The following is a 23,010-nucleotide window of genomic DNA, read 5'->3' on the forward strand; positions in this document are numbered from 1 at the left end:
GCGCTGCTGGTGGAGAAGGGCATCGCCGAGCCGGGCGATCACGTGATCCTCACCCGCGGCGACCACATGAACGCCCACGGCGGCACCAACACCCTTAAGATCCTCGACGTGGACGAGCGACACCGCGGCGCCTGATTCCTTGCCAATCTTTGTATACAATAATTCCGCTCGCCTGTAGGCAAACGGGAGCGGACATGCGAAGCTTGCGACAGAATCAAGCGGAGGGATCACCATGAGCAACGCCTGGCAGGAGGTGGTACTGGCCGGGACCCGAACGGGGGGGCGCATTGGCGACCGTGACATCGTCGACAAGGTGCGTCGGGCAGTGCTGATGCAGCGCCTGCCACCGGGCACCAAGCTACCCGAGGTGACCCTCGGGGACGTCTTCGGGGTCAGCCGCTCGGTGGTGCGCAAGGCGCTGACGAGGCTGGCCTCCGAGCACGTGGTCGACCAGCGACCCAACCAGGTGGCGAGGGTCCGGGCCCCGAGCATCGCGGAAACCCGCGAGACCTTCCATGCCCGTCGCCTGGTAGAGGGGGAGGTGGCTAGCTTGCTGGCCGGACAGCTCGCGGCCGATGCCCTGACCGCTCTCGGGGCAGAGGTCGAGGGGGAAGCCCGGGCCCATGCCCGGAGTGACGAGCCGGCGCGCATCGAGCACTCCCTGGCCATTCATCACCTGCTGGCCGAACACTCACCCAACCGGGTGCTCGGTGCGATGCTCACCGACCTGGTGCTGCGGACCTCCATCGTCATCGCCCTCTACAAGCGGCGAGGGCTGGCGTCCTGCTACCTGGAGGGGGATCACACGGCCCTGTTGGCGGCGCTCGAGGGCGGTGAGCCGGAGGCGGCACGCCGCTGCATCCATGACCACCTCCATGGCCTGGAAGCTCTGCTGGACCTCCGTTCCCGGGAAACCCCCATCGACCTGATGGCCATCCTGGGCTCGTCCGATGCGGCGGGGCAGACCCCGGGCTGAAGGGGCCCGCGACGGTGGGCAAACGCCTCTCTCGGCTTGTCCCGCCGCGGTGGCTGGCCGACAATGCCGGCACCTTGGTTTTCGGGTTCGGGATTACCGCATGGCATCACTCCTTCGCTGGGTCGCCGTCGTCTGGCTGGCGCTGACTCCCCCCCTGGCCGTCGCCGATGTGCCCACGGTGGCCGTCGCCTCGTCACTGCAGTTCGCCTTCCCGGAGCTGATCGAGCGGTTCCACGCTACGACCGGTGAGAGGGTACGCGTCAACTACGGGGCTTCGGGAACCTTCCGTCGCCAGATCGCCCAGCAGGCCCCCTTCGAGCTGTTTCTCTCGGCGGACGAAGCAAGCGTACTGGCGCTATATGAGGCGGGCGTTACCCAGGACGCGGGGGTGGTCTATGCCATCGGCCACCTGGTCTGGTTGCAGCCGGCCGGGCAGGGCACGCTGCCCCCTGCCACGGCCCCCCTCGCCGCCGTCGAGCAGGCGATCGCGACGTACCAGGCGGGGGAGGGGCGCCCGCGAGTGGCGCTGGCCAATCCCGAGCACGCGCCCTACGGCGTGGCGGCACGCCAGGCCCTCGAGCATGCCGGCCTCTGGGAAGCTTCGGCGCCGCTGCGGGTGATGGGCGAGAATGTCTCTCAGGCGGCCCGCTTCGCCCTGACGGACGAGGCCCGGGGGGGGCTGGTGGCCTATTCCTTGGCCTTGGCGCCGACGCTGGTCGAACAAGCCGAGTACGTGCGGATTCCTGCCGACTGGCATGCGCCACTGCGTCAGCGCATGGTCCTGCTGCCCCAGGCCGGTGACACTGCCCGAGCCTTCCATGCCTGGCTGCAGGGCGAGGAGGCCCGGGCGATACTGGCCCGCTTCGGCTTCCAGGCGCCCGGCGCAGCGGCCGCACGCTGATGGACTGGACGGCGCTGAGCGTCTCGCTGCAGCTGGCGAGTCTGACCTGCCTGCTGTTGCTGCCGCCCGGCCTTTGGCTGGGGCGTACCCTGGCCCTGTCACGCTTCCGTGGCCGGCCGCTGTGTGAAGCGCTGGTGGCGCTGCCGCTGGTGATGCCGCCCACAGTCCTCGGTTTCTACCTGATGCAGTCGTTTGGCACCGACGCCCTCTTGGGTGGCACCTGGCAGTCGCTCACCGGCGGCTCGCTGAACTTCTCCTTCAGCGGCATCCTGCTGGCCTCGTTGGTGGCCAACCTGCCCTTCGCCGTTCAGCCGGTCCAGCGGGCCTTCGAGGCGGTGCCGAGCAACCTGCGCGAAGCGGCCTGGTGCTGCGGCCTGACGCCCTGGCAGACCTTCCGGCGCATCGAGCTGCCGCTGGTCTGGCCGGGGGTCGTCTCGGCGCTGGCGCTGACCTTCGCCCATACCCTGGGGGAGTTCGGTGTGATCCTGATGGTGGGCGGTGCCATCGATGGCGAGACCCGGACGCTGGCCATCGCCATCTATGACCGGGTACAAGCCTTCGACGAGCAGGGGGCGGCCCTCATGTCGGCGATGCTGCTGCTGGTCTCGTTCGCGACCATCGGCGTGGTCTACGGGCTCGGCGGACGCGGGAGGCGACCACGTGTCGGATGAGCCGCTCTCCCCCACGACCGACGCCACGATTCCATCCGGCCGGCTGAGCGTAGCGGTTCGCCAGGCGGGGCCCATCCCCCTGGCAGCCGATTTCCACTGCGACCCCGGCGAGCTGCTGGCCCTGGTGGGCCCCTCGGGCAGCGGCAAGACCACGCTGCTGCGCGCTATCGCCGGGCTCTATCGCCCGGCCCAGGGAGTGATCCGCTGTGCCGAGGAAACCTGGTTCGAGGCCGCCACGGGGCGTGCACTGCGTCCCCAGCAGCGTCGTGTCGGCCTGGTGTTCCAGGATTATGCGCTCTTCCCTCACCTCGATGCCCGGGCCAACGTGATGGTGGCCCTGGACCATCTGCCGGCGACCGAACGGCGCACCACCGCTGAGGCCTGGCTGGCTCGGGTGCGCCTGGAGGGTCTGGCTCGCCGCCTGCCGGCGGAGCTCTCGGGCGGCCAGCGCCAGCGGGTCGCCCTGGCCCGGGCCCTGGCCCGAAGCCCCCGGGTGCTGTTGCTCGATGAGCCCTTCTCGGCGGTGGATCAGGTTACCCGGCGCCGCCTACAGCGCGAGCTGGCCCTGCTGCGCGAGGAGATCCATGTCCCGGTGCTTCTCGTCACCCACGACCTGGACGAGGCCGCCGCCTTGGCGGATCGCCTCTGCGTGCTGCATGCCGGGCGCAGCCTGCAGCAGGCGCCGGCCGAGACCCTGTTCCGTCATCCGGCCAGTCCCGAGGTGGCGCGGCTGCTCGACCGCCATAACGTCTTTCGCGGCGTCGTGGAGGAGCGCGATGGCCTGCGGCGCCTGCGCTGGGGCCACTATCGGCTGGAAGTGGCCCATGGCCTCGCCCACCTGCCGGTGGGGACCGAGGTCGCCTGGTACCTGCCGCACTCCGACGTGGTGCTGCATCGTCGCGGCCGCCCCTCCCGCGGCGAACGCGAGAATCCGGTGGCGGGCGTGGTGCGCGAGATGGCCGTGCTCGGCGGCATCACCTCCGTCACCCTGGGCGTGGCCCACACCGACGATACCCTGCGCTTCGAGATCGCCACCCACGCCGCCCGTCGCAACGGCCTGGGTCGGGGCGAGGCCGTCCGGGTCTCGCTGCTGGCCGCTGGCATCCACCTGATGCCCGACCGACTCGGCCCTTTGTCAAGAGGAAGTTCATGATGCGTCCCACCCGTCGCCAGCTGCTGCTGGGCCTGGCCCTGCTGCCCGCCACCGCCCTGTGGGGGCCCTCGGTGCTGGTCACCCAAGCCAGTGAAGGGCTCGAGACCGTGCCCCTGGTCGTCCACGGCGAACGAGGGCCGCAGCGCTTGACCGTGGAGGTGGCGCGGCGTAACGCCGAACGCAGCCGGGGCCTGATGGACCGTGACCGCCTCGCCCCGGATGCCGGCATGCTCTTCCTCTATGACGGGCCGTGGCCCATGCGCCATGGTTTCTGGATGTACCGCACCCGGATTCCCCTGGACATCGCCTTCATCGACGCGACCGGACGCATCCTCGAGATCCATCGCATGACGCCTTGCACCGCGAAATCGTCGAGCGATTGCCCGATCACCCGGCCGGCGGCGCCCTATCGGGCGGCGCTGGAGGTGAATGCCGGCTGGTTCGCGGCGCATGGCATCGTCCCCGGTGACTGCGTCAGCTGGCCCGGCGACGGCGGGCTGTGTGTCGATGACGGCGCCGGCTGAGCCGACACAGAGGCCCTGCCGCATCCCGTGCCTGCCGGTCGATGTCGCTTGCATGACCCTTCGATGACAGGGCATCTTGGGCCTCGCCATCATCGTTATCTCGATTCCGACCCCAGCGATCCGGGATGTAGTCGCCCGTGGCCGATCCCGTGCCGATCCTGCAAGGACACGCCATGACCACGACCCGTTCTCTTCTTCGTCCTGCCGTGGTGCTGGTCACTACCGCCATCATGACCGTCTCGCTCTTCGCCCAGGCCCGTGAACTTTCCGTTTCCACCGTGCTCTCCGACGCCTTCCCCTGGGGGCAGGCCGCCGAGAAGTGGGCCGACCTGGTAAAGGAACGTTCCGGCGGTGAGCTGACCCTGCGCGTCTATCCCAACGCCCAACTGGTCAACGGCGACCAGACCCGCGAGTTCTCTGCCATGCGCTCGGGACTGATCGATGCGGCGGTGGGCTCGACCATCAACTGGTCGCCCCAGGTGCCGGAGCTCAATCTCTTCTCGCTGCCCTTCTTCATGCCCGATGTCGAGGCCGTGGATGCGGTCACCGGCGGCGCGGCCGGCACGATGGTCTTCGACGCCATCGAGTCTCGCGGCGTGATGCCGCTGGCCTGGGGCGAGAACGGCTTCCGCCAGCTGTCCAACTCCCGGCGGCCCATCGACGAGCCGGATGACCTCGAGGGCCTCAAGATCCGCGTGGTGGGCTCGCCGCTGTTCCAGGACACCTTCACCGCGCTCGGTGCCAACCCCATCCAGATGAGCTGGGCCGATACCAAGCCGGCGCTGACCACCGGGGCCGTGGACGGCCAGGAGAACCCGCTGTCGGTGTTCGACGTGGCGCGCATCGACCAGGCGGGCCAGGACCACCTGACCCTGTGGAACTACATGAATGATCCGCTGATCTTCGCCGTCAACCCGCAGGTCTGGGGCTCGCTCTCCGATGAAGAGCGCACCCTGCTGAGGGAGGCCGCCGAGGAGGCCGGGGCCTGGGAGATCGCGATGACCCGCGAGCAAGAGCCCGAACGCCTGGCGGCGATCAAGGCGCGCGGTGTCACCGTCACCGAACTCGACGAGGCGCAGCACGAGGCCTTCGTCGAGGCCACCGAGCCGGTCCACGACGAGTGGGGGCCGCGCATCGGCGAGGCGCTCGTCGAGGCGGCCCGGGCCGACATGCAGGGCGAGTGACCCCTGTTCCTCCCGTCGGCGGTCGCCATCGGCCCGGACTGATCTTCGAGAAGGCCGGGGTGGTGGCTCGGCTGGTGCACTTCGCCCAGGCGCTGATCGGCTCGCGGCATGGCGCGCTGTGGTCCCTCACTCCTTGCCTTCTTGTGCCCCTTCCTCGCCCTGCAGCTCGGCCAGGGTGCGCTGGTAGAGCTCGGCGCTGGTGGCGTCGAACAGCACGAAGCGCACCCGCCGGATACCCGGGCAGTCGGGCAGGGTGTCGAGCACCGTCGACAGCGCGACGCGGGCCGCCTCGGCGGCCGGGTAACCAAAAGCGCCGGTAGACAGCGCCGGAAAGGCCAGGCTCTCGATGCCATGGCGCTCGGCCAGCTGCAAGGCATTGCGGTAGCAGGCGGCGAGCAACTCATCGGAGGGCTCGTCGACGCCATACACCGGCCCCAGACAGTGGATGACATGGCGGTTGGGCAGGTCGAAGGCGTCGGTCAGTACCGCCTGGCCGGGCTTGATAGGCGCCAGCGGGCGACCTGCCTCGGCGAGCGCCGGCCCGGCGGCGCGATGCAGCGCGCCGGCCACCCCCCCGCCGCTGCGCAGCTGCGCGTTGGCGGCATTGACCACGGTATCGATATCGTCCTGGCGGGCGATGTCGCCTTGGCGACACTCGATGGTCGCGTTCATGGCATACCCTCCTCTCGTTGCGATGTTCCGTCTCGTTGCGATGTCCTGTCGGTTCACTACTCCCAGTCTGGTCGCCAAAGTGGCAGGGCATCAATGTCATCGCGGCGATCCCGGGACAGCGGCAGCCGTTCCCGGGCCGCCGTCAGGGCGCCTCGGTCCAGCGTGAACCAGCGCAGGGCCTCCTCATTGCCGAACGTTTGCGGCAGATGGGTCTCATCCACCAGCGGCGGGCAGAGCAGCGAGTGGCCCCAGGCATCGCCGGCCCGGTTGAGGCTCAACCAGTAGACCTGGCGCTCCATGGCACGAGCGGTGACGAAGGCGTGCCAACTGGCGAAGGAGAAGTCCGGGGTAAAGGCGACCGGGTGCAGCACCAGCTCGACGCCTTCATCGGCGAGGCGCCGGGCCAGCTCGGGGAAGCGCAGGTCGTAGCAGATCATCACGCCCACTCGCCAGCCGGCGATGTCGGCGACGAGCAGGTGCTCGCCGGGAGCGAAGTACGCCGCCTCGCCGGAAGCCCCGAACTGGGCACAGTGCAGCTTGTCATAGATACCCGCCACGCGGCCCTCCGGGGAGACCAGCACCTGGCTGATGACGTGTCGGGCGCCGTTGCGTCGGGCGCCGTTGCGTCGGGGCTCGTGCCGCCGCGCCGCCCCGTAGGCGACATGGCAGCCCAGTTCCCGGGCCAGGCCGGCGAAGGTCTCAAACACCGGTCCCTCAAGGTTGTCGTCCAGGTCGCGCAGGCAGGCGAAAGCGGCATCGCCGTACTCCTGGGCCGCGAGCTCCGGCAACACGACCAGGTCTGGTGTCGCCTCCCGACAGGCCTCGCGCAGGCGCCGTCCTAGCGACTGCAGGTGGGCAAGCTGGTCACCGCGGCAGCGGGTGCGGGGGATGCGGATCTGGCCGGCGAGTAGCTTCATGGCTCGGGCTCCCGGTGGGCATGGCGAGAGGACCGGGTCGGATACCCGGTTCCCGGCAGCGTACACCGTATCGCTTTTTTGCATATAGCCGTTTCAGCCTGCGGGGGTCGCAGGCGTTTCGTCCCACGCTGGCTCAAGGAGACGCTGCAGGCGGCGGGAGAAGGGGGTCGTGACAGGCGGCCGGTACAGGGCATGGGCGCCGAGGAGGGCCCAAAATTAACGCACACTAAACGTTGACCGGCACTAGACTTCAGGAGCCTCGAAAAAAGCCTCATCAAGCAGTCGTTTTTTTCGCTAAAGTAGGAAGAGGCGGTTTAGCCGCCGGCGGTCGCTACCGCAGGACTGCCAACTGAAGCTTTGCCCACAACGTCAAAGAGGTGTGTCAATGAAACGCCATGCTTTCTCCGCCGCCGCCTTCTCGGGTGCGTTGCTCGGTGCCGCGATGTTCGCATCGCCGGCCATGGCACAGGAGCAGAAGTTCATCACCATCGGCACCGGTGGCCAGACCGGCGTGTACTACGTGGTCGGCCAGTCCGTGTGTCGTCTCGTCAATCGCCTCGACGACGCCAACATCAAGTGCAATGCCCCCTCCACCGGCGGCTCCGTGGCCAACATCAACGGCATCAAGTCCGGTGAGCTCGACATGGGCGTGGTGCAGTCCGATGTCCAGTACCAAGCCTACAACGGTACCGGCAACTTCGAGGGGGATGCCTACGAGGAGCTGCGTGCCGTCTTCCGTGTCCACGGCGAGCCGCTGACCATGCTGGCACGCGCCGATTCCGGCATCGAAGGTCTCGATGACCTGGAGGGCAAGCGGGTCAATATCGGCAACCCGGGCTCCGGGCAGCGCAACACCATGGAAGTGGTCATGGAGGCCAAGGGCTGGACCATGGATACCTTCTCCCTGGCCTCCCAGCTGGACGCCGCCGAGCAGGCCGCGGCGCTGGCCGACAACAACATCGATGCCATGGTCTATGTGGTCGGCCATCCCAACGGCTCCCTGCAGGAAGCCACCACCACCGTCGATTCTCGCCTCGTCCCGCTGGACGGCCCGGTGATCGACGAGATCGTCGAGGAGCATTCCTACTACTCCAAGTCGGTCATCCCCGGTGGCCTCTACAAGGGCAACCCGGACGACGTGCCCACCTTCGGGGTGGCCGCCACCTTCGTGACCGATGCCGATACCGACGAGGAAGTGGTCTATCAGACGGTCAAGGCGATCTTCGACAACTTCGACCGCTTCAAGCGCCTGCACCCGGCCTTCGAGAACCTCGACCCCCAGGAGATGGTGACCTCCGGCATCTCCGCGCCCCTGCACGAGGGGGCGGCGCGCTACTACCGCGAGCAGGGCTGGATCGAGTGATCTGCGGCGCCTGAGCCCAGCTCATCAGCCAGCAGCGAGAGTGCGCGGCCATCCACAGCGGGGGCCGCGCACTCTGCGTCTGATGCACCGGCGCTTTCCATGGATTCAAGAATCAACCGACTCAGAGCAGGGCATGCTTATGACTGAGGACAACAAGAGGGCTTCCGGCACCGAGGTCGACCTGGAGGATATGGTCGCCTCCACCGACTCGGGGGCCAGGAAACCGGCCGGGGTACCGGGCAAGCTGCTGGTCAGCATTGCCGCGGCGTGGTCCCTGTTCCAGCTGTGGATCGCCTCCCCCATTCCCTTCATGCTGGGCTTCGGGGTCTTCAACGCCACCGAGGCCCGCTCCATCCACCTGGCCTTCGCCCTCTTCCTGGCCTACATGGCCTATCCGGCCCTGCAACGCTCCCCTCGTGACCGCATCCCGATCCAGGACTGGGTGCTGGCGGCGGCGGCGGCCTTCTGCGGCGCCTACATGTTCATATTCTACGAGCAGCTGGCCCAGCGTCCCGGCGCGCCCATCCTGCAGGACGTGATCGTCGGCATCATCGGCATCCTGCTGCTGCTCGAGGCCACGCGGCGCGCCCTGGGGCCACCGCTGATGATCGTGGCGCTGGTGTTCCTCATTTACAGCCTGGCCGGTCCCTGGATGCCGGGGATCCTGGCCCATGGCGGGGTCAGCCTGTATGGCCTGATCAACCACCAGTGGTTGACCACTCAGGGCGTGTTCGGCATCGCGCTCGGCGTGTCGACCAGCTTCGTCTTCCTTTTCGTGCTGTTCGGCGCCCTGCTCGACAAGGCCGGGGCCGGCAACTACTTCATCAAGGTCGCCTTCTCGCTGCTGGGCCACTACAAGGGCGGACCGGCCAAGGCCGCCGTGGTGGCCTCCGGCATGACCGGCCTAATCTCAGGCTCCTCGATCGCCAACGTGGTGACCACCGGCACCTTCACCGTGCCGATGATGAAGCGCGTCGGCTTCCCCGCCGAGAAGGCCGGTGCCGTGGAGGTGGCCTCCTCGGTCAATGGCCAGATCATGCCGCCGGTCATGGGGGCCGCCGCCTTCCTGATGGTCGAGTACGTGGGCATCTCCTACGTGGAAGTGATCAAGCACGCCTTCCTGCCGGCCCTGATCTCGTATATTGCCTTGATCTACATCGTCCACCTGGAAGCCCTCAAGGCCAACATGCAAGGCCTGGAGAGCAGCAATCCTCCCAAGCCCCTGGTGCGCAAGGTGATCGGCTTCCTCGGCGGTCTGCTGCTGATGATGATCACCGCCCTGGTGGTCTACTACGGCCTGGGTTGGCTCAAGCCGGTGCTAGGGGACGCCACCCCCTGGGTGGTCGCCGTGGTGCTGGCGGCGATCTACGTGGGCCTGCTCAAGCTGGCGGCCGGCTATCCGGAGCTCGAGCTCGACGACCCCAATGAGCCGGTCTATACGCTGCCCCAGACACGCCCCACGGTGATGGTCGGGCTGCAGTACATCCTGCCGGTGATCGTGCTGATCTGGTGTCTGATGGTGGAGCGCCTCTCGCCGGGACTCTCGGCCTTCTGGGCCACGGTCTTCATGGTCTTCATCATGCTGACGCAGCGTCCCATCACCTCGATCTTCCGGGGGCGCAGCAACATGACCGCGGATATTCACGAGGGGATCCTGGACCTGTGGGACGGACTGGTGACCGGTGCCCGCAATATGATCGGCATCGGCATCGCCACGGCCACCGCCGGCATCATCGTCGGCGCCGTCTCCCAGACCGGGGTGGGCCTGGTGCTGGCCGACGTGGTGGAGATCCTCTCCATGGGCAACCTGATGCTGATCCTGCTGCTCACCGCGGTGCTCAGTCTGATCCTCGGCATGGGTCTGCCCACCACGGCCAACTACATCGTGGTCTCGGCGCTGTTGGCTCCGGTGATCGTGCAACTCGGCGAGCAGAGCGGCCTGCTGGTGCCGCTGATCGCGGTCCACCTGTTCGTGTTCTATTTCGGCATCATGGCCGACGTGACACCGCCGGTGGGCCTGGCCTCCTTCGCCGCCGCGGCCGTCTCCGGCGGGGACCCGATCCGTACCGGCTTCCAGGCCTTCTACTACAGCCTGCGGACCGCGGCGCTGCCGTTTTTGTTCATCTTCAACACCGACCTGCTGCTGATCGATGTGACCTTCCTGCAGGGCATCCTGATCTTCGTGGTATCGACCATCGCCATGCTGATCTTCGCTGCGGCCACCCAGGGATTCATGATCGCACGCAGCCGCTGGTACGAGTCGATCCTGCTGCTGCTGGTGGCCTTCACCCTGTTCCGGCCGGGGTTCTGGATGGACATGATCCACGACCCCTACCGGGAGGTGCCCCCGGCGCAGTTCGTCGAGGCCCTGGGCAACGCCGAGGAGGACACCACCCTGAGGCTGCAGGTCAGTGGCCTGGATGCCTATGGCGATCCCATGACCACCTACATGACCCTGCCGGTGCCGGAGGGCGAGACGGGGCAGGAACGCCTGGAGAACCTGGGGCTGGAGCTGATCATCGAGGAGGAGCGTGCCGTGGTCGATATGGTTGCCTTCGGCAGCCAGGCGGCGGACATGGGCTTCGACTTCGACCAGGAGATCATCCAGGTCCAGGCCCCGGTGGATCGCTGGACCAAGGAATGGATGTGGATACCGGCCTTTGTGGTATTCGGGCTGGTGGTGATGCTGCAACGGCGGCGGCGTGATCGTAGCGCTGCCCCGGCTCGAGCCTGAAGGAGACACGACCATGTACAGCAAGATCCTGTTGCCGGTGGACCTCAACGAGGAGGCTTCCTGGGATAAGGCATTGCCCACGGCGTTGGCGCTGTGTCGCAGCTTCGGCGCCTCGTTGCATGTGGTGACGGTACTGCCGGACTACCGTATGCCGCTGGTAGGAGCCTACTTCCCCGCGGACTTCGCCGAGAAGGCCCACCAGGCGGTGTCGGATGCTCAGCATGCCTTCATCAAGGACCACGTGCCCGAGGACATCACCGTCCAGAGCGTGATCGTCGATGGCTCCCCCTGGGAGGCGATCATCAAGGCGGCCAAGAAGCTCGAGGTTGACCTGATCGTCATGGCGTCCCATAACAAGCGCAAGTTTGCGGATTACGTACTGGGGCCCAACGCCGAGCACGTGGTGCATCACACCAAGATCTCGGTGATGATCGTGCGGTGAGCCTTCGCCCACCGTTGTTCACGGACGTGCGCCCCCGCCATGGCGGGGGCGCTCGCTTGTCTGGCCGTGCTGCCGGGATGAGAGGGAGACGCCGGTGGATGACTGCGTTGGTACACCAACGCTTGGCGTGTCGGCGGGGTCGACGGTGGTCGTCTACATTGAAGAGGGATTACAGAGTGCGCATCCTTGGTGGATGCGGCCTCAGTCTGGCCCGGCGGTGCCGGGACTCCATCGGTGGCAACAGGGGTGACACCAACCATGAGTGCGGCAATCAAATCACGTGACAAGTCGGCCACGCCCAATGTCAAGATCACCATCCGACCCGTGGGAATGGACAAGCCCAAGGCCTGGTTGGCAGCCGGTTTCGAGGACTTCCGGCATGCCATGGCGGTGAGCCTGGCCTACGGGCTGTTCTGGGTCGGCCTGAGTATCGCGATCACGGCCGGGGCCTTCACCCTGGGCCTGTGGCACTGGCTGCTGCCCCTGATCGCCGGCTTCATGTTCATGGGCCCCCTGGTGGCGGTGGGGTCCTACGGCATCAGTCGGGCGCTGGAGGCCGGCCGGTCGCCTACCTTGGGCGATGCCTTCGGTGGCTGGAGGGGCCATGCCGGACAACTGGCGATGATCGGCGTGATGCTGGTACTGCTCCTGCTGGCCTGGTTCAACATGGCGATGCTGCTGTTTGCCCTGTTCTTCGGCTTCGAGGTGCCCAGTCCCGAGAGTCTCTATGCGGCACTGCTGACCACGCCCCAGGGGCTGGGCATGCTCGTGGTGGGGACCGGGATCGGTGGCCTGCTCGCCTTCGGTGCCTTCACCATCAGTGTGGTGGCGATTCCGACCCTGATGGACCAGGACCTGACCTTCATGGAAGGCATCGAGGCCAGTGTCCGTTCGGTGGCCAGGAATTTCCGTCCCATGCTGCTGTGGGCAGCGATCCTTACCGGCTGTGTACTGGTCGGCGTGATGACCTTCTACATCGGGCTGGCGCTGATCCTGCCGGTACTGGGCCATGCCAGCTGGCATGCCTACGAGGACTTGGTTCGCATCGAGCCTCGCGAGGAGATGCGGGGCTGAGCCGAGCCTGCCGCCAGGAGCGACGAGGGGCGCCATCGGCGCCCCTCGGCATTCTCGTACCGGCAACGCCTGACCTGGAGCCATGAATCGCGTAGGCTTCTCCGGATGTTGTGCCTGATGCGGAAGTGCTACCCATGCTGACCAGAGTCTGTCATCGCCTGACACTCATCCTGTTGTTGACCTGCCTGCCCACCATGAGGCCCGAAGCGGCGCCACTCCCGGCGCCCACTGGTCCGACCCTGCTTACGGTCAGCGGTCACATCACGCGCACCAACGTGGGGGACCAGGCTCGCTTCGACCGAGCCATGCTCGAGGCCCTTCCGGGGCGTGGCATCGAGACCAACACGCCCTGGCATCGTGAGGTAGGGCGCTTCGAGGGGCCTCTGGCCGAGGCCCTCCTCGAGGCCGTGGGCGCTCGTGGCGACGTGGTGAGGATCCGGGCCCTGAACGGCTTCGAGGCCAGAGTCCCGGTGTCCGACTTCCGGCGTTATGGGGTCATCCTGGCCATGACCCGCAACGGCGAGCCCATGGCGATTCGTGACTTCGGGCCGCTATTCGTGCTCTATCCCTTCAGTGAGCATCCCGAGCTGCACACCGAGGCCATCCGTTTCCGCTCGGTCTGGCAGGTGAATCACATCCACGTCCCCTGACCCTCCCGGGAGCCGAGAGCCGTGCTGCGCTACCCCCTGCGTCTCAAGCTGGGTGCCGTCGCCGCCCTGCTGCTGTTGACCGCCGCGCTCGTGGTGGTGGGCCTGGTGGCCTGGCGCCATGACAGCCTGGCCGAGAGTGTCGGCGGTGATGCCGCCTGGCACGCCTACAAGCTCGACCGGGATGCCGTCGAGATGCGTATCTACCTGGCGCGCCCGGACCTTCCCGAAAATGCTCTCGAGGCCCTGAGGCTGCGCTTCGAGCTGCTGTACAGCCGCCTTACCCTGCTCGAGCAGAGCGACATCCGGGAACTGCTCGCGACGATCGCTGGGGCGGCCTCCCTGGTCGAGAACATTCGACAGCAGCTCACCGAACTGGACGAGCTGCTGAGCGACCTCGAGGGCTTGAGTGGGGGGGACAAGATAACGCTGGTGAGTCGCCTGAGCGCCCTGAGTGCGGTCACGGAGCGCCTGCTCATCGCTATCAATGGGCGGCTGGCGGAGGCCGCGACCCGCGAGCGTGAGCACCTGCAGGGGCTCTATGCGCTCTTGATGGCACTGATCCTGGGCATGAGCCTGGCCGCGATGCTGGTCGTCACTTTCCTGTTCCGCGAGGTGCGTGACCACGCCACCGCCAGGCGGGCACTGGAAACCCTGAGCGGCGAACTCGAGATGACGGCGCGTCGCGCCCAGTCGGCGAGCCAGGCCAAGTCGGCGTTTTTGGCCACCGTCAGCCACGAGATCCGCACCCCGCTCAACGGGGTGATCGGCATGAGCGAGCTGCTGGTGGGCCAGCCGCTTCCCGGGCCCACGTGCCGCTATGTCGATACCATCCATGACAGTGCCCGACGCCTGCTGGAACTGATCAACGACCTCCTGGACTTCTCGAAGATCGAAGCCGGCCGTCTCGACCTGGAGACGCGTGCATTCTGCCTGGCGCCCTTGGTGGAAGGGGCGGTCACGCTGTTCACGCCGCAGGCGCGGGTACGTGAGATTCGCCTGGTGTCGCGTCTCGATCCGGCCTTGCCCAGCAGGGTCGTTAGCGATCCCGGCCGGTTGCGTCAGGTGCTGCTGAATCTGCTGTCCAATGCCGTCAAGTTCACCGAGCAGGGCGAGGTGCGGCTCACCGTAGGGGCGACGCCGGCGAACGAGCTGCGCTTCGAGGTGACCGATACTGGCTGTGGCATTCCGGCCAGCCAGCAGGCGTCACTGTTCGAGCCTTTCCAGCAGGGCGACCCCTCCACCTCGCGTCGCTTCGGTGGCACCGGGCTGGGACTGGCCATCAGCAAGCAGCTGGTGGAGGCCTTGGGCGGTCGCATCGGCCTGGCCAGCGAACCGGGGGCGGGAAGCCGCTTCTGGTGCGTGTTGCCGCTGGTGGTCGCCGGGCCAGCCGATACCGAGGAGGCGATCCCCCCGGTGACCTGGCGTCACCCGGAGGCGGTCCGGTTGCTGGTGGTGGAGGATAACCCCGTGAACCAGCAGGTGGCGGTGGCCATGCTGGAAAGGCTGGGCTGTCGGGTCCGCGTGGCCGCCTCGGGTGGCGAGGCGCTGTCGCAGGTCGCTCGGGAGCGCTTCGATCTGATCTTCATGGACGTGCAGATGCCCGACCAGGATGGCCTGGCGGTCACACGCGCCCTGCGGGCCCGGGGGGGCTGGCTGGCCGAGGTCCCCGTGGTGGCGATGACCGCCGGGGGCGGCAACGGGGACCGGGCGCGCTGCCTGGCCGCCGGCATGAACGGTTACCTGGCTAAGCCACTGCTCCAGGCGACCCTTGGGAACGTGCTGCAGCGTCACCTGCTTCCAGCGACTGCCCCGCCTGAACCGCCAGGCGCGCCAGGCACCGCCGGCGACGTCCTGGACGATGAAGTTCTCGCGGGGCTTCATGCGACTCTCGATGATGCGGGGCTGGCGGCGCTGATCCGGCTGTTCGGCGAACAGGTGGAGGAGCGGCTCGAGCAGCTTACCCAAGCGCTCGTGCGTCGCGAGGGCGGGGAGGCAGGACGCCTGGCTCATCAGCTCAAGGGAGAGTCGGCGAGCCTGGGCGCGGTCGCAGTGGCAGGGCTGGCGGCCCGCCTGGAAGACACGGCCATGGCGGACCGGCTGGCGGAGGCCGAGATGGTCCTGGCGAGCCTGAAAGAGCGGGTCACGACGACCCTGGCGGCCCTGGCCGCCGCTCTGCCGGCAGAGTGAGCGGTATTATCCCGTGGCCGGGGCGGAGGCCGTCGCGGTGCGTGAGGGCAGCCGCCATCGGAGGTGCCGGGGCACGGTCACGCACCCGGGCCGGTAGTCACCTCGGGAGGCCGCCAGCGCCAGCGCCAGCGTTTCCCGGGCGATCACCGCGTGATCCTGGACCGCGGAGTTGACGGGTAGCGGCAGGAAGTCGAGCAGGCGATTGTCGCCGAAGGTGGCCAGGGTCAGTCCCTGGGGCAGGCCGCCATCTTCCAGCAGCACATCGAAGACGCCGTCCAGCAGGGCGTAGGAGGCGGTCACCAAGGCATCGGGCAGCCCCTGTTTATCGAGCAGATCACGCATCAGGCGAGCGCCTTCGGCCCGTTCGTAACGTGCGCCGCTGCACGTCACCCTGTCCAGTGTCTGCCCGGCCAGGGCGGCCTCAAAGCCGGCGCGCCGCTCGGTGCTGATCGACAGCTGCGGCACCGCATCCAGCCAGGCGATGCGTCGCACGCCGGGGCGCAACACCGAGCGGGTCAGGCGCTCGGCGGCTTGCCGGTCGTCGCCGACCACGCTGGCGAAGCGTTCGGCCGGCAAGCCGCGGTCCACGCCGATCACCGGCAGGCCGCCGGCCATCAGGTCGGTATAAAAGGGGTCTTCCATGGCCAGGCAGCTGGCGGTGATCAGCACCTCGCAGCGCTGGGCCCGCAGCGCCAGGGCCAATTCCCGCTCGGTCTCCGCTCGATCGTCGGAGGCCACGATCAGCAGCTGATAGCCCTGCTCCCTCGCCCCCCGTTCCAGCAGCTTGGCCAGCCGGGCATAGCTGAGGTTCTCCAGGTCGGGCACGATCAACCCCAGGATGCGGCTCGACCCGCGCCGTAGGGCGGCGGCCTGGGCATCGACGCGATAGCCGTGGCGCTCGACCACGGCCATCACTCGGTCGACGGTGTCCTGGCTGATACGGTGCTGACGTGCCTTGCCATTAATGACATAGCTGGCGGTGGTCCGCGAGACGCCGGCCAACTGGGCGATTTCGGCGAGTGTCATGCAGGTCTCCCTCGATGTTTCTTTAACAGTCTACGCTGACTGTGGTGTCTTCCCGTACCCCTAAAGTTGTAGTCGATTCGGCTTGCTAGAAAAGAAGAATCGATCCAGCATTCACCTTACGCAAGGTGACACGATTCAGCTGGAGCGAGTCAAGGCGTCATCCAGCCATCGTCACGGGCCACTGCCCGGGTCGCCACGAGATACAGGAGGTCCTGATGCTGACACTACGCCCGGACGACATCCGGCTCGATCGCCATGCCGATGACTGGCAGGCCGCCCTGGACCAGGCGGCCGAACTGCTTCACCAGGCGGGACTGGTCGATCCCGACTACCGGGATGGACTGCATGCCCGCGAGGCGCAGTCCTCGACCTGGCTCGGCAATGCCATCGCGATCCCTCACGGGACCCCCGAAAGCCGTCGGCATGTGCGCGCCACCGGGGTGAGGGTGCTGCAGTTCCCGCACGGCGTGACCTGGCACGATGGCAACCGCGTGCACGTGCTGGTGACCATCGCCGCCCAGAGTGACGAGCATCTGGATATCCTGCGCCAGCTGACCCATGTGCTGGATCGCGAGGGGGTTGCCGAGCGGCTGGCCGCCGCCGCCTCGCCGGACGCGATCGCCGCGCTGTTGTCCAAGGCCGTCGTCGAGGCCCGCCTGGACGCCGACACGCTGTGCCTGAAGTTTCCCGCCCGTGACCGTTTCGAGCTCGCCCTGGCGGCGGCCGCCCGCCTGCGTCAGGTCGGGTGCGTGGAAAGCGACTTCATCGCCACCGTGGCCGGCCAGGAACCGCTGTCGCTTGGCCAGGGCCTGTGGCTGACCACCAGTCACCGGGGCGTCACGACCCCGGCGTTGTCACTGGCTACCCCGGAACTGGCTATCAATGATGCGTCCGGTGAGGTCAACGGGGTGTTCTGCCTGGCGGCCCAGGGCGATGCGCATCGGGGGCTGCTTGAGCGTATCGCCGGCCTGCTGGACAGCGGCGGCAGCGAGGTCCTCCTCGACGCCGATGCCGCCACCGTGCTGGCCCGCCTGTCCGGGGAGTCAGCCAGTGCCCAGACGGCCCGTGTCCGTGTCCTCAACGCCCATGGCCTGCACGCGCGTCCCGCCAAGCAGCTGATCCAAGTGGCCCGGGAGCAGCGCACCAAGATCAAGGTTCGCCTGGCCGAAGGTGGGAGCGAGGCGGTATCCGCCGCCAGCCTCACCAAGGTCATCGGTCTCGGCGCCCGGCGTGGCCAGCAATTGGTGTTTTCCGCCGAGGGGGAGGGCGCCGAGGCATCATTACAGGCCCTCTGTGACGCCGTCCTGGGCGGCCTGGGCGAGAAGGTGATGCCCTTCGAGGAGGGCCGCGAGCATGTGGCGCAGGTGCACGATGCTCCGGCTCCGGAACCTCTTCCGGCCGACCAGCCGCACCCGGGCGTGGCCGCCTCGCCGGGCCTGGCCATCGCCCCGGTATTCGTGATGCGTGCCCCGCGCTTCGAGTACCCCGAGCACGCCGGCGACAGCGCCGGCGAGATTCGTCGCCTGGACGATGCCATCCGCCGAGGCGCCGAGCAGCTCGAGGTGCTGGTGCAGAGCGCCCGCGGTGGCGAGGTCGCCCAGATCCTGTCGATGCACGAGGAGATGCTCGACGACCCCGAGCTGCACCAGGCGGCCCGTGAGGGCATCCAGGAAGGGCAGTCCGCCGAGGCTGCGTGGTGGCAGGCCATCGAGACCGCCGCCCGTGCTCAGGAGATGCTCGCCGACCGGCTGCTGGCCGAGCGTGCCGCCGACCTGCGTGACGTGGGTCGCCGCGTGCTGGGCGTCCTGTGCCACGTCGAACAGCCCGACCCGCCCGAGCATCCCTATATCCTGGTGATGGACGACATCGGGCCCTCCGACGTGGCGCGCCTCGACACCCAGCGCGTCCGCGGGATCCTCACCGCCCGGGGCGGGGCCACCGCCCACAGCGCCATCCTCGCCCGCGCCCTGGGGATACCCGCGGTGGTCGGGGCCGGTGCACGGGTGCTGACCCTGGACAACGGCACCGAGCTGATCCTCGACGGCGACCGCGGTCGCGTCACCCCGGCGCCCTCGCAGGAACGGCGGGACCGCGCCGAGCTCAGCCTCGAGGAGCATCGGCGGCGTGAGCGCGAGGCCTGGTCGACGCGCTTCGAGCAAGGCCGTACCCGGGATGGTCATCGCGTCGAGGTGGCCGCCAACCTGGGCAATACCGCCCATGCCGCGGACGCCGTGGCGCGCGGCGCCGAGGGGGTGGGCCTGCTGCGTACCGAGTTCCTCTTCATGGCCCATGCCGAGGCCCCGGATCTTGCCACCCAGATCGAGGAGTACCGCGAGGCCGTCGACGCCCTCGACGGCCGCCCGCTGGTGGCGCGTACCCTGGACGTGGGGGGCGACAAGCCGTTGCCCTACTGGCCGGTGCCCCAGGAGGACAATCCGTTCCTCGGCCTGCGCGGCATTCGCCTGGCGCTGACCCAGCCGGAGGTGCTGGAGACCCAGTTCCATGCGCTGCTGGTGGCGGGGAAGGGCCGACCGCTGCGCATCATGCTGCCGATGGTCAAGGACGTCGCCGAGTTCCGCGCCGCCAAGGCCATCTTCGACCGCCTGCTCGAGCGCCTCCCCGAAACCGAACGGGCTACCGACGTACAGCTCGGGGTGATGATCGAGGTACCGTCCTGCGCGCTGCTGGCGCCGAGCCTGGCCCGGGAGGTCGACTTCTTCTCCATCGGCACCAACGATCTGACCCAGTACACCCTGGCCATCGACCGCGGCCATCCCGAGCTATCGGCCCAGTCCGATGGCCTGCACCCGGCGGTGCTGCGGTTGATCCAGATGACCGTCGACGCCGCCCATGCCCAGGGCAAGTGGGTCGGCGTGTGTGGCGAGCTGGGCAGCGACGCCCAGGCGGTGCCGGTGTTGGTGGGGCTCGGTGTCGATGAACTCTCTGTCAGTGCCCGGCAGGTGCCCATGGTCAAGGCCCGTCTGCGCGAGTTCGACCTCAAGGAGGCCCGCGCCCAGGCCGCACTGGCGCTAGCCCAGGCCACCAGCGATGACGTGCGCGAAGCGCTGGAGGCTCGCTGATGGCCCGTGTCCTGACGCTTAGCCTCAACCCCGCCCTGGACCTGTCGATCGGCCTGCCCCGGCTGGTGCCGGGCGAGGTCAACCGCACCGAGTCCACCCACCTGGAGGCCGCCGGCAAGGGGGTCAACGTCGCCCGGGTGCTGGTGGCGCTGGGCCACGAGGTGACGGTCTCCGGCTTCCTGGGGCGTGACAACGACGGCCCCTTCCTGCGTGCCTTCGAGGCGCTGGGGGTCACCGATGCCTTCGTGCGGGTGCCTGGGGAGACCCGTATCAACGCCAAGCTCGCCGAACACGACGGTCGGGTCACCGACATCAACGGGCCTGGTGCCGCCATCGATGCCGCCGCCTGGCAGCGGCTGCTCGAGGCACTGGATGGCCTGGCCGATGATCCGGCCCAGCGTCCCCAGGCGGTGGTCATCGGCGGCAGCCTGCCCCCGGGCGTGTCGGCCGCCGATCAGGCCGCGCTGGTGGCCCGGCTGAAGGCTCATGACCTGCCGGTGTGGATCGACACCAGCGGGGAGGCCCTGACCGCGGCCATCGACGCCCGGCCCACGGCGGTCAAGCCCAACGAGCACGAACTCGCCGCCTGGGCCGGCGCCCCGCTGCCCGATATGGCATCACGCCTGGCGGTGGCCCTGCGGCTGTATGCCGCCGGCATCGAGGAGGCCCTGATCTCGGCAGGGGGGCAGGGCGTGCTGTGGGTCAGCCAGCGCGGCGCCTGGCAAGCCGTGCCCCCGGCTACCCGGGTGGTCAGCACGGTGGGCGCCGGTGACACCCTGGTGGCGGCGATGCTGCACGGCGTGCTGGAGGGCCAGGGTGCCGAGCAGGTCCTGCGCTTCGCCACGGCCCTGTCCGCCGAATCGGTGCGCCATGTGGGGGTCGGCGCCCTCGATGCCGACGACTTTCCTCAACTCCAACAACAGACCCGCGTGCGTCGCCTCAATGACGTCGACGCAGGAGGAGCGTTTGCATGAATGTCATCCTGATCACGGCCTGCCCGAGCGGCATGGCCACCACCTTCCTCGCCGCCCGCCGCCTCGAGCAGGCCGCCGGTCGCCTCGGCTGGCAGGCCACGGTCGAGATGCACGGTGAACTCGAGACGCCGACGCCGGCCTCGGCGGAGGCCATCGACGCCGCCAACCTGGTGGTGGTCGCCGCGGATCACGTGCCCGATCCGCAACGCCTCAAAGGCAAGCGCCTCTACCAGGCGCCGATTGCCCAGGCCCTGCCTGACCCCAAGGCCTTTCTCGAGCGGGCCGAGCGCGAGGCCCAGCCCTACACGCCGCGGTCCGCGGCGCCGGCCGCCTCCCCGGCCAAGCGCAGCGGTGCCAGCAAGATCGTCGCCGTGACGGCCTGCCCGACAGGCGTCGCCCACACCTTCATGGCCGCCGAGGCGCTCGCCGAGGCCGGCAAGAGCCTCGGCCACACGATCCGCGTCGAGACCCAGGGCTCGGTGGGCGCCCAGGACCAGCTCACCGACGAGGAGATCGCCGCCGCCGACGTGGTGATTCTGGCCTGCGACATCGAGGTCGACCCCACCCGCTTCGTCGGCAAGCGCATCTGGCGCACCTCGACCGGTAACGCGCTGAAGAAGCCGCGTCCCACCATCGAGGAAGCGCTGGCCAATGCCGAGGTGGAGGACGCCGTGGCGGCCTCGTCCGGTGGGGGGGAGCGCAAGAAGAGTGTCAAGGAGAAGGGGGTCTACAAGCACCTGCTGACCGGGGTGTCCTTCATGCTGCCCATGGTGGTCGCGGGGGGCCTGCTGATCGCATTGTCGTTCGTGTTCGGCATCGAGGCCTTCGAGGAGGAGGGCACGCTGGCCGCGGCGCTGATGCAGATCGGCGGTGGCACCGCCTTCGCCCTGATGGTACCGGTGCTGGCCGGCTATATTGCCTATTCCATCGCCGACCGGCCGGGCATCGCCCCGGGCATGATCGGTGGCATGCTGGCCGCGAACATCGGCGCTGGTTTCATCGGTGGCATCCTGGCCGGCTTCCTGGCCGGCTACGTGGCCAAGGCGGTGGCCCAGTATGTCAAGCTGCCGGCCAGCGTCGAGTCGCTCAAGCCGATCCTGATCATCCCGCTGGTCGCGAGCCTGGTCACCGGCCTGACCATGATCTACGTGGTCGGCGAGCCGGTGGCAGGCATCCTCGCCGCCCTGACCACCTTCCTCGAGAACATGGGGTCCGCCAACGCCGTACTGCTGGGCATCCTGCTCGGCTCAATGATGTGCTTCGACCTCGGCGGGCCGGTCAACAAGGCCGCCTATACCTTCGGTGTGGGGCTGCTCGCCTCCGAGACCTACGCGCCCATGGCCGCGATCATGGCCGCCGGCATGGTGCCGGCCATCGGCATGGGCATCGCCAGCTTCGTCGCCAAGGCGAAGTTCTCCGAACCGGAGCGCGAGGCCGGCAAGGCCTCCTTGGTGCTGGGGTTCTGCTTCATCAGTGAAGGGGCCATTCCCTTCGCCGCCAAGGACCCGCTACGGGTGATTCCGGTGAGCATGATCGGCGGTGCCGTCACCGGGGCACTGTCCATGCTGGTCGGGGCCAAGCTGATGGCGCCCCATGGTGGCATCTTCGTGTTGCTGATTCCCAATGCCATCACCCCGGCACTGCTCTATCTCGTGGCGATCCTCACCGGTTCGCTGATCACGGGCCTGGGCTACGCGGCGATCAAGCGCGGCGGCCAGGCGGTGGCCATCGAGGCCAGCGCCTGACCGTTCACGCGGCGGCTGTCCGCCCCGGTGATCCGAGAGGACACCGGGGCGTTTTGTGTGGTGGCGGGCACCGGGACGAAGGTCCTGCGTTCGGTCATCCGATAGGTGCTGTCCGATCCCGGCAGCCGGGTGGTGTCGGCGCAAGGCATGACCCTGCGCTCTGGGATCACTCCCGGGGTGTCGCGGGACAGGCGATTTGCTGCGCCGCCTCGAGCAGGCGGCACTCGTGTTGCTTCTGTTCGATGAAATGACCCAGCAGGGTGTCGAGCTCGGCGGCATGGCAGAGTCTTGCCATCAGCTCGGTGAACTGGCGTGATTGATGGCTGGCGGTGAGGGCGTGGTTCAATGTCTGGCAGGTCATGGTGTCGCCGGCGATGAACAACTGGCGGTCGAAGGCAGAGGGCGGTCGTAGCCGGCAGGTGTCTGGGGCGGGCAGGCAGTGCTGCAACTGCAGATGCCTGGCAACCAAGCTCAGCGAGGCGAGGCGGATCTCGCACTTGATGCCGAGGACGGCCATCAGGCGGCTGACGTCAGGCCGGGTGGGGAGGAAGCTCAGGGCCAGGCCACGGTAACGTTCCATCTCGCGGCGTTCGTGGTCGTGGGTCAGGATGAGCTGTTCCTCCGTGGAGCAGGTATCGAGGGGCGCGGAGGCGAGTGGTGGCACGGGCATCTCCTTATTGTTGGTTGTCGTCGTCCGGATCCCTTCCGGGCACCAGATAACAGGATAGTCACCCTGT

The 23,010-nt window shown here is 68.1% G+C and carries 20 protein-coding genes; 16 read left to right on the forward strand and 4 right to left on the reverse strand.

The features are described 5' to 3' along the window. From FHR94_RS19950 to FHR94_RS03400, 7 genes are all read left to right on the forward strand, one after another. Window positions 1-135, forward strand: a 135-nt coding sequence (locus FHR94_RS19950; RefSeq protein ID WP_343064633.1) for a pyruvate kinase alpha/beta domain-containing protein, incomplete at its 5' end; no start/stop codon positions are given. Window positions 136-232: 97 nt separating this feature from the next. Continuing rightward, window positions 233-976: a GntR family transcriptional regulator gene (locus tag FHR94_RS03375; RefSeq protein ID WP_183324220.1), complete on the forward strand. Its 744-nt coding sequence runs from the start codon at window positions 233-235 to the stop codon at window positions 974-976. Between the two features lie 100 nt (window positions 977-1,076). Then, window positions 1,077-1,877 carry a molybdate ABC transporter substrate-binding protein gene (gene modA / locus FHR94_RS03380; RefSeq protein ID WP_183324221.1) on the forward strand — a complete coding sequence of 267 codons (801 nt, stop codon included), beginning with the start codon at window positions 1,077-1,079 and terminating at the stop codon, window positions 1,875-1,877. Beyond that, window positions 1,877-2,548 carry a molybdate ABC transporter permease subunit gene (gene modB / locus FHR94_RS03385; RefSeq protein ID WP_183324222.1) on the forward strand — a complete coding sequence of 224 codons (672 nt, stop codon included), beginning with the start codon at window positions 1,877-1,879 and terminating at the stop codon, window positions 2,546-2,548. Before modA ends, modB begins: the two co-directional genes overlap by 1 nt. After that, window positions 2,538-3,701, forward strand: a complete 1,164-nt coding sequence (locus FHR94_RS03390; protein ID WP_221188366.1) for an ATP-binding cassette domain-containing protein — start codon at window positions 2,538-2,540, stop codon at window positions 3,699-3,701. Before modB ends, FHR94_RS03390 begins: the two co-directional genes overlap by 11 nt. Beyond that, on the forward strand, window positions 3,698-4,225 hold the full coding sequence (locus tag FHR94_RS03395) for a DUF192 domain-containing protein (RefSeq protein ID WP_343064625.1): 528 nt from the start codon (window positions 3,698-3,700) through the stop codon (window positions 4,223-4,225). Before FHR94_RS03390 ends, FHR94_RS03395 begins: the two co-directional genes overlap by 4 nt. Window positions 4,226-4,398: 173 nt before the next feature. Beyond that, the gene (locus FHR94_RS03400; protein WP_183324223.1) at window positions 4,399-5,409 is read left to right on the forward strand and encodes a DctP family TRAP transporter solute-binding subunit; all 1,011 of its coding nucleotides are present in this window, start codon (window positions 4,399-4,401) and stop codon (window positions 5,407-5,409) included. 126 nt (window positions 5,410-5,535) lie between these two features. Here the strand turns inward: FHR94_RS03400 and FHR94_RS03405 are convergent, their stop codons facing one another. Together FHR94_RS03405 and FHR94_RS03410 are read right to left on the reverse strand one after the other, a co-directional pair. Then, entirely contained in the window at window positions 5,536-6,081 is a 546-nt protein-coding gene (locus FHR94_RS03405) for a macro domain-containing protein (RefSeq protein ID WP_183324224.1), read from the reverse strand. A 56-nt stretch (window positions 6,082-6,137) separates the two neighbouring features. After that, complete coding sequence (locus tag FHR94_RS03410) at window positions 6,138-6,998, reverse strand: carbon-nitrogen hydrolase family protein (protein ID WP_183324225.1); 861 nt, start codon at window positions 6,996-6,998, stop codon at window positions 6,138-6,140. Window positions 6,999-7,383: 385 nt separating this feature from the next. On the opposite strand from FHR94_RS03410, the gene FHR94_RS03415 reads away from it, so the two are divergent. The 6 genes from FHR94_RS03415 (at window position 7,384) to FHR94_RS03440 (ending at window position 15,448) form a co-directional block, all read left to right on the forward strand. Then, window positions 7,384-8,361, forward strand: coding sequence for a TAXI family TRAP transporter solute-binding subunit (locus tag FHR94_RS03415; RefSeq protein ID WP_183324226.1), 978 nt, complete (start codon window positions 7,384-7,386; stop codon window positions 8,359-8,361). A gap of 139 nt (window positions 8,362-8,500) precedes the next feature. Further along, a complete protein-coding gene (locus FHR94_RS03420; RefSeq protein WP_183324463.1) occupies window positions 8,501-11,095 on the forward strand; it encodes a TRAP transporter permease in 2,595 nt (864 codons plus the stop codon). A 13-nt stretch (window positions 11,096-11,108) separates the two neighbouring features. After that, the gene (locus FHR94_RS03425; RefSeq protein ID WP_183324227.1) at window positions 11,109-11,537 is read left to right on the forward strand and encodes a universal stress protein; all 429 of its coding nucleotides are present in this window, start codon (window positions 11,109-11,111) and stop codon (window positions 11,535-11,537) included. Window positions 11,538-11,795: 258 nt separating this feature from the next. Further along, window positions 11,796-12,611, forward strand: coding sequence for a DUF2189 domain-containing protein (locus FHR94_RS03430; protein WP_183324228.1), 816 nt, complete (start codon window positions 11,796-11,798; stop codon window positions 12,609-12,611). Between the two features lie 134 nt (window positions 12,612-12,745). Further along, window positions 12,746-13,261, forward strand: coding sequence for a putative pterin-binding protein (locus tag FHR94_RS03435; protein ID WP_183324229.1), 516 nt, complete (start codon window positions 12,746-12,748; stop codon window positions 13,259-13,261). A gap of 21 nt (window positions 13,262-13,282) precedes the next feature. After that, window positions 13,283-15,448, forward strand: coding sequence for an ATP-binding protein (locus FHR94_RS03440; protein WP_343064626.1), 2,166 nt, complete (start codon window positions 13,283-13,285; stop codon window positions 15,446-15,448). A 6-nt stretch (window positions 15,449-15,454) separates the two neighbouring features. On the opposite strand, the gene cra is transcribed toward FHR94_RS03440, so the two are convergent. Next, on the reverse strand, window positions 15,455-16,474 hold the full coding sequence (cra, locus tag FHR94_RS03445) for a catabolite repressor/activator (protein ID WP_183324230.1): 1,020 nt from the start codon (window positions 16,472-16,474) through the stop codon (window positions 15,455-15,457). 215 nt (window positions 16,475-16,689) lie between these two features. Between cra and ptsP the strand changes: the two genes are divergently transcribed. From ptsP to FHR94_RS03460, 3 genes are read left to right on the forward strand one after another with little or no spacing between them, the layout of a single operon-like run. Beyond that, window positions 16,690-19,554: a phosphoenolpyruvate--protein phosphotransferase gene (gene ptsP / locus FHR94_RS03450; RefSeq protein WP_183324231.1), complete on the forward strand. Its 2,865-nt coding sequence runs from the start codon at window positions 16,690-16,692 to the stop codon at window positions 19,552-19,554. Beyond that, the gene (gene pfkB, locus FHR94_RS03455) at window positions 19,554-20,528 is read left to right on the forward strand and encodes a 1-phosphofructokinase (RefSeq protein WP_183324232.1); all 975 of its coding nucleotides are present in this window, start codon (window positions 19,554-19,556) and stop codon (window positions 20,526-20,528) included. Before ptsP ends, pfkB begins: the two co-directional genes overlap by 1 nt. Continuing rightward, complete coding sequence (locus FHR94_RS03460) at window positions 20,525-22,273, forward strand: PTS fructose-like transporter subunit IIB (protein WP_183324233.1); 1,749 nt, start codon at window positions 20,525-20,527, stop codon at window positions 22,271-22,273. The genes pfkB and FHR94_RS03460 overlap by 4 nt, the downstream gene beginning before the upstream one ends. A 166-nt stretch (window positions 22,274-22,439) precedes the next feature. Here FHR94_RS03460 and FHR94_RS03465 read toward each other — a convergent pair whose 3' ends face one another. Beyond that, window positions 22,440-22,937 (reverse strand): hypothetical protein, encoded by a 498-nt coding sequence (locus tag FHR94_RS03465; protein ID WP_183324234.1) that lies wholly within the window; start codon window positions 22,935-22,937, stop codon window positions 22,440-22,442. Window positions 22,938-23,010 lie beyond the last annotated feature (73 nt).

The sequence above is a fragment of the Halomonas cerina genome (assembly GCF_014192215.1).
GTDB lineage: Bacteria > Pseudomonadota > Gammaproteobacteria > Pseudomonadales > Halomonadaceae > Halomonas > Halomonas cerina.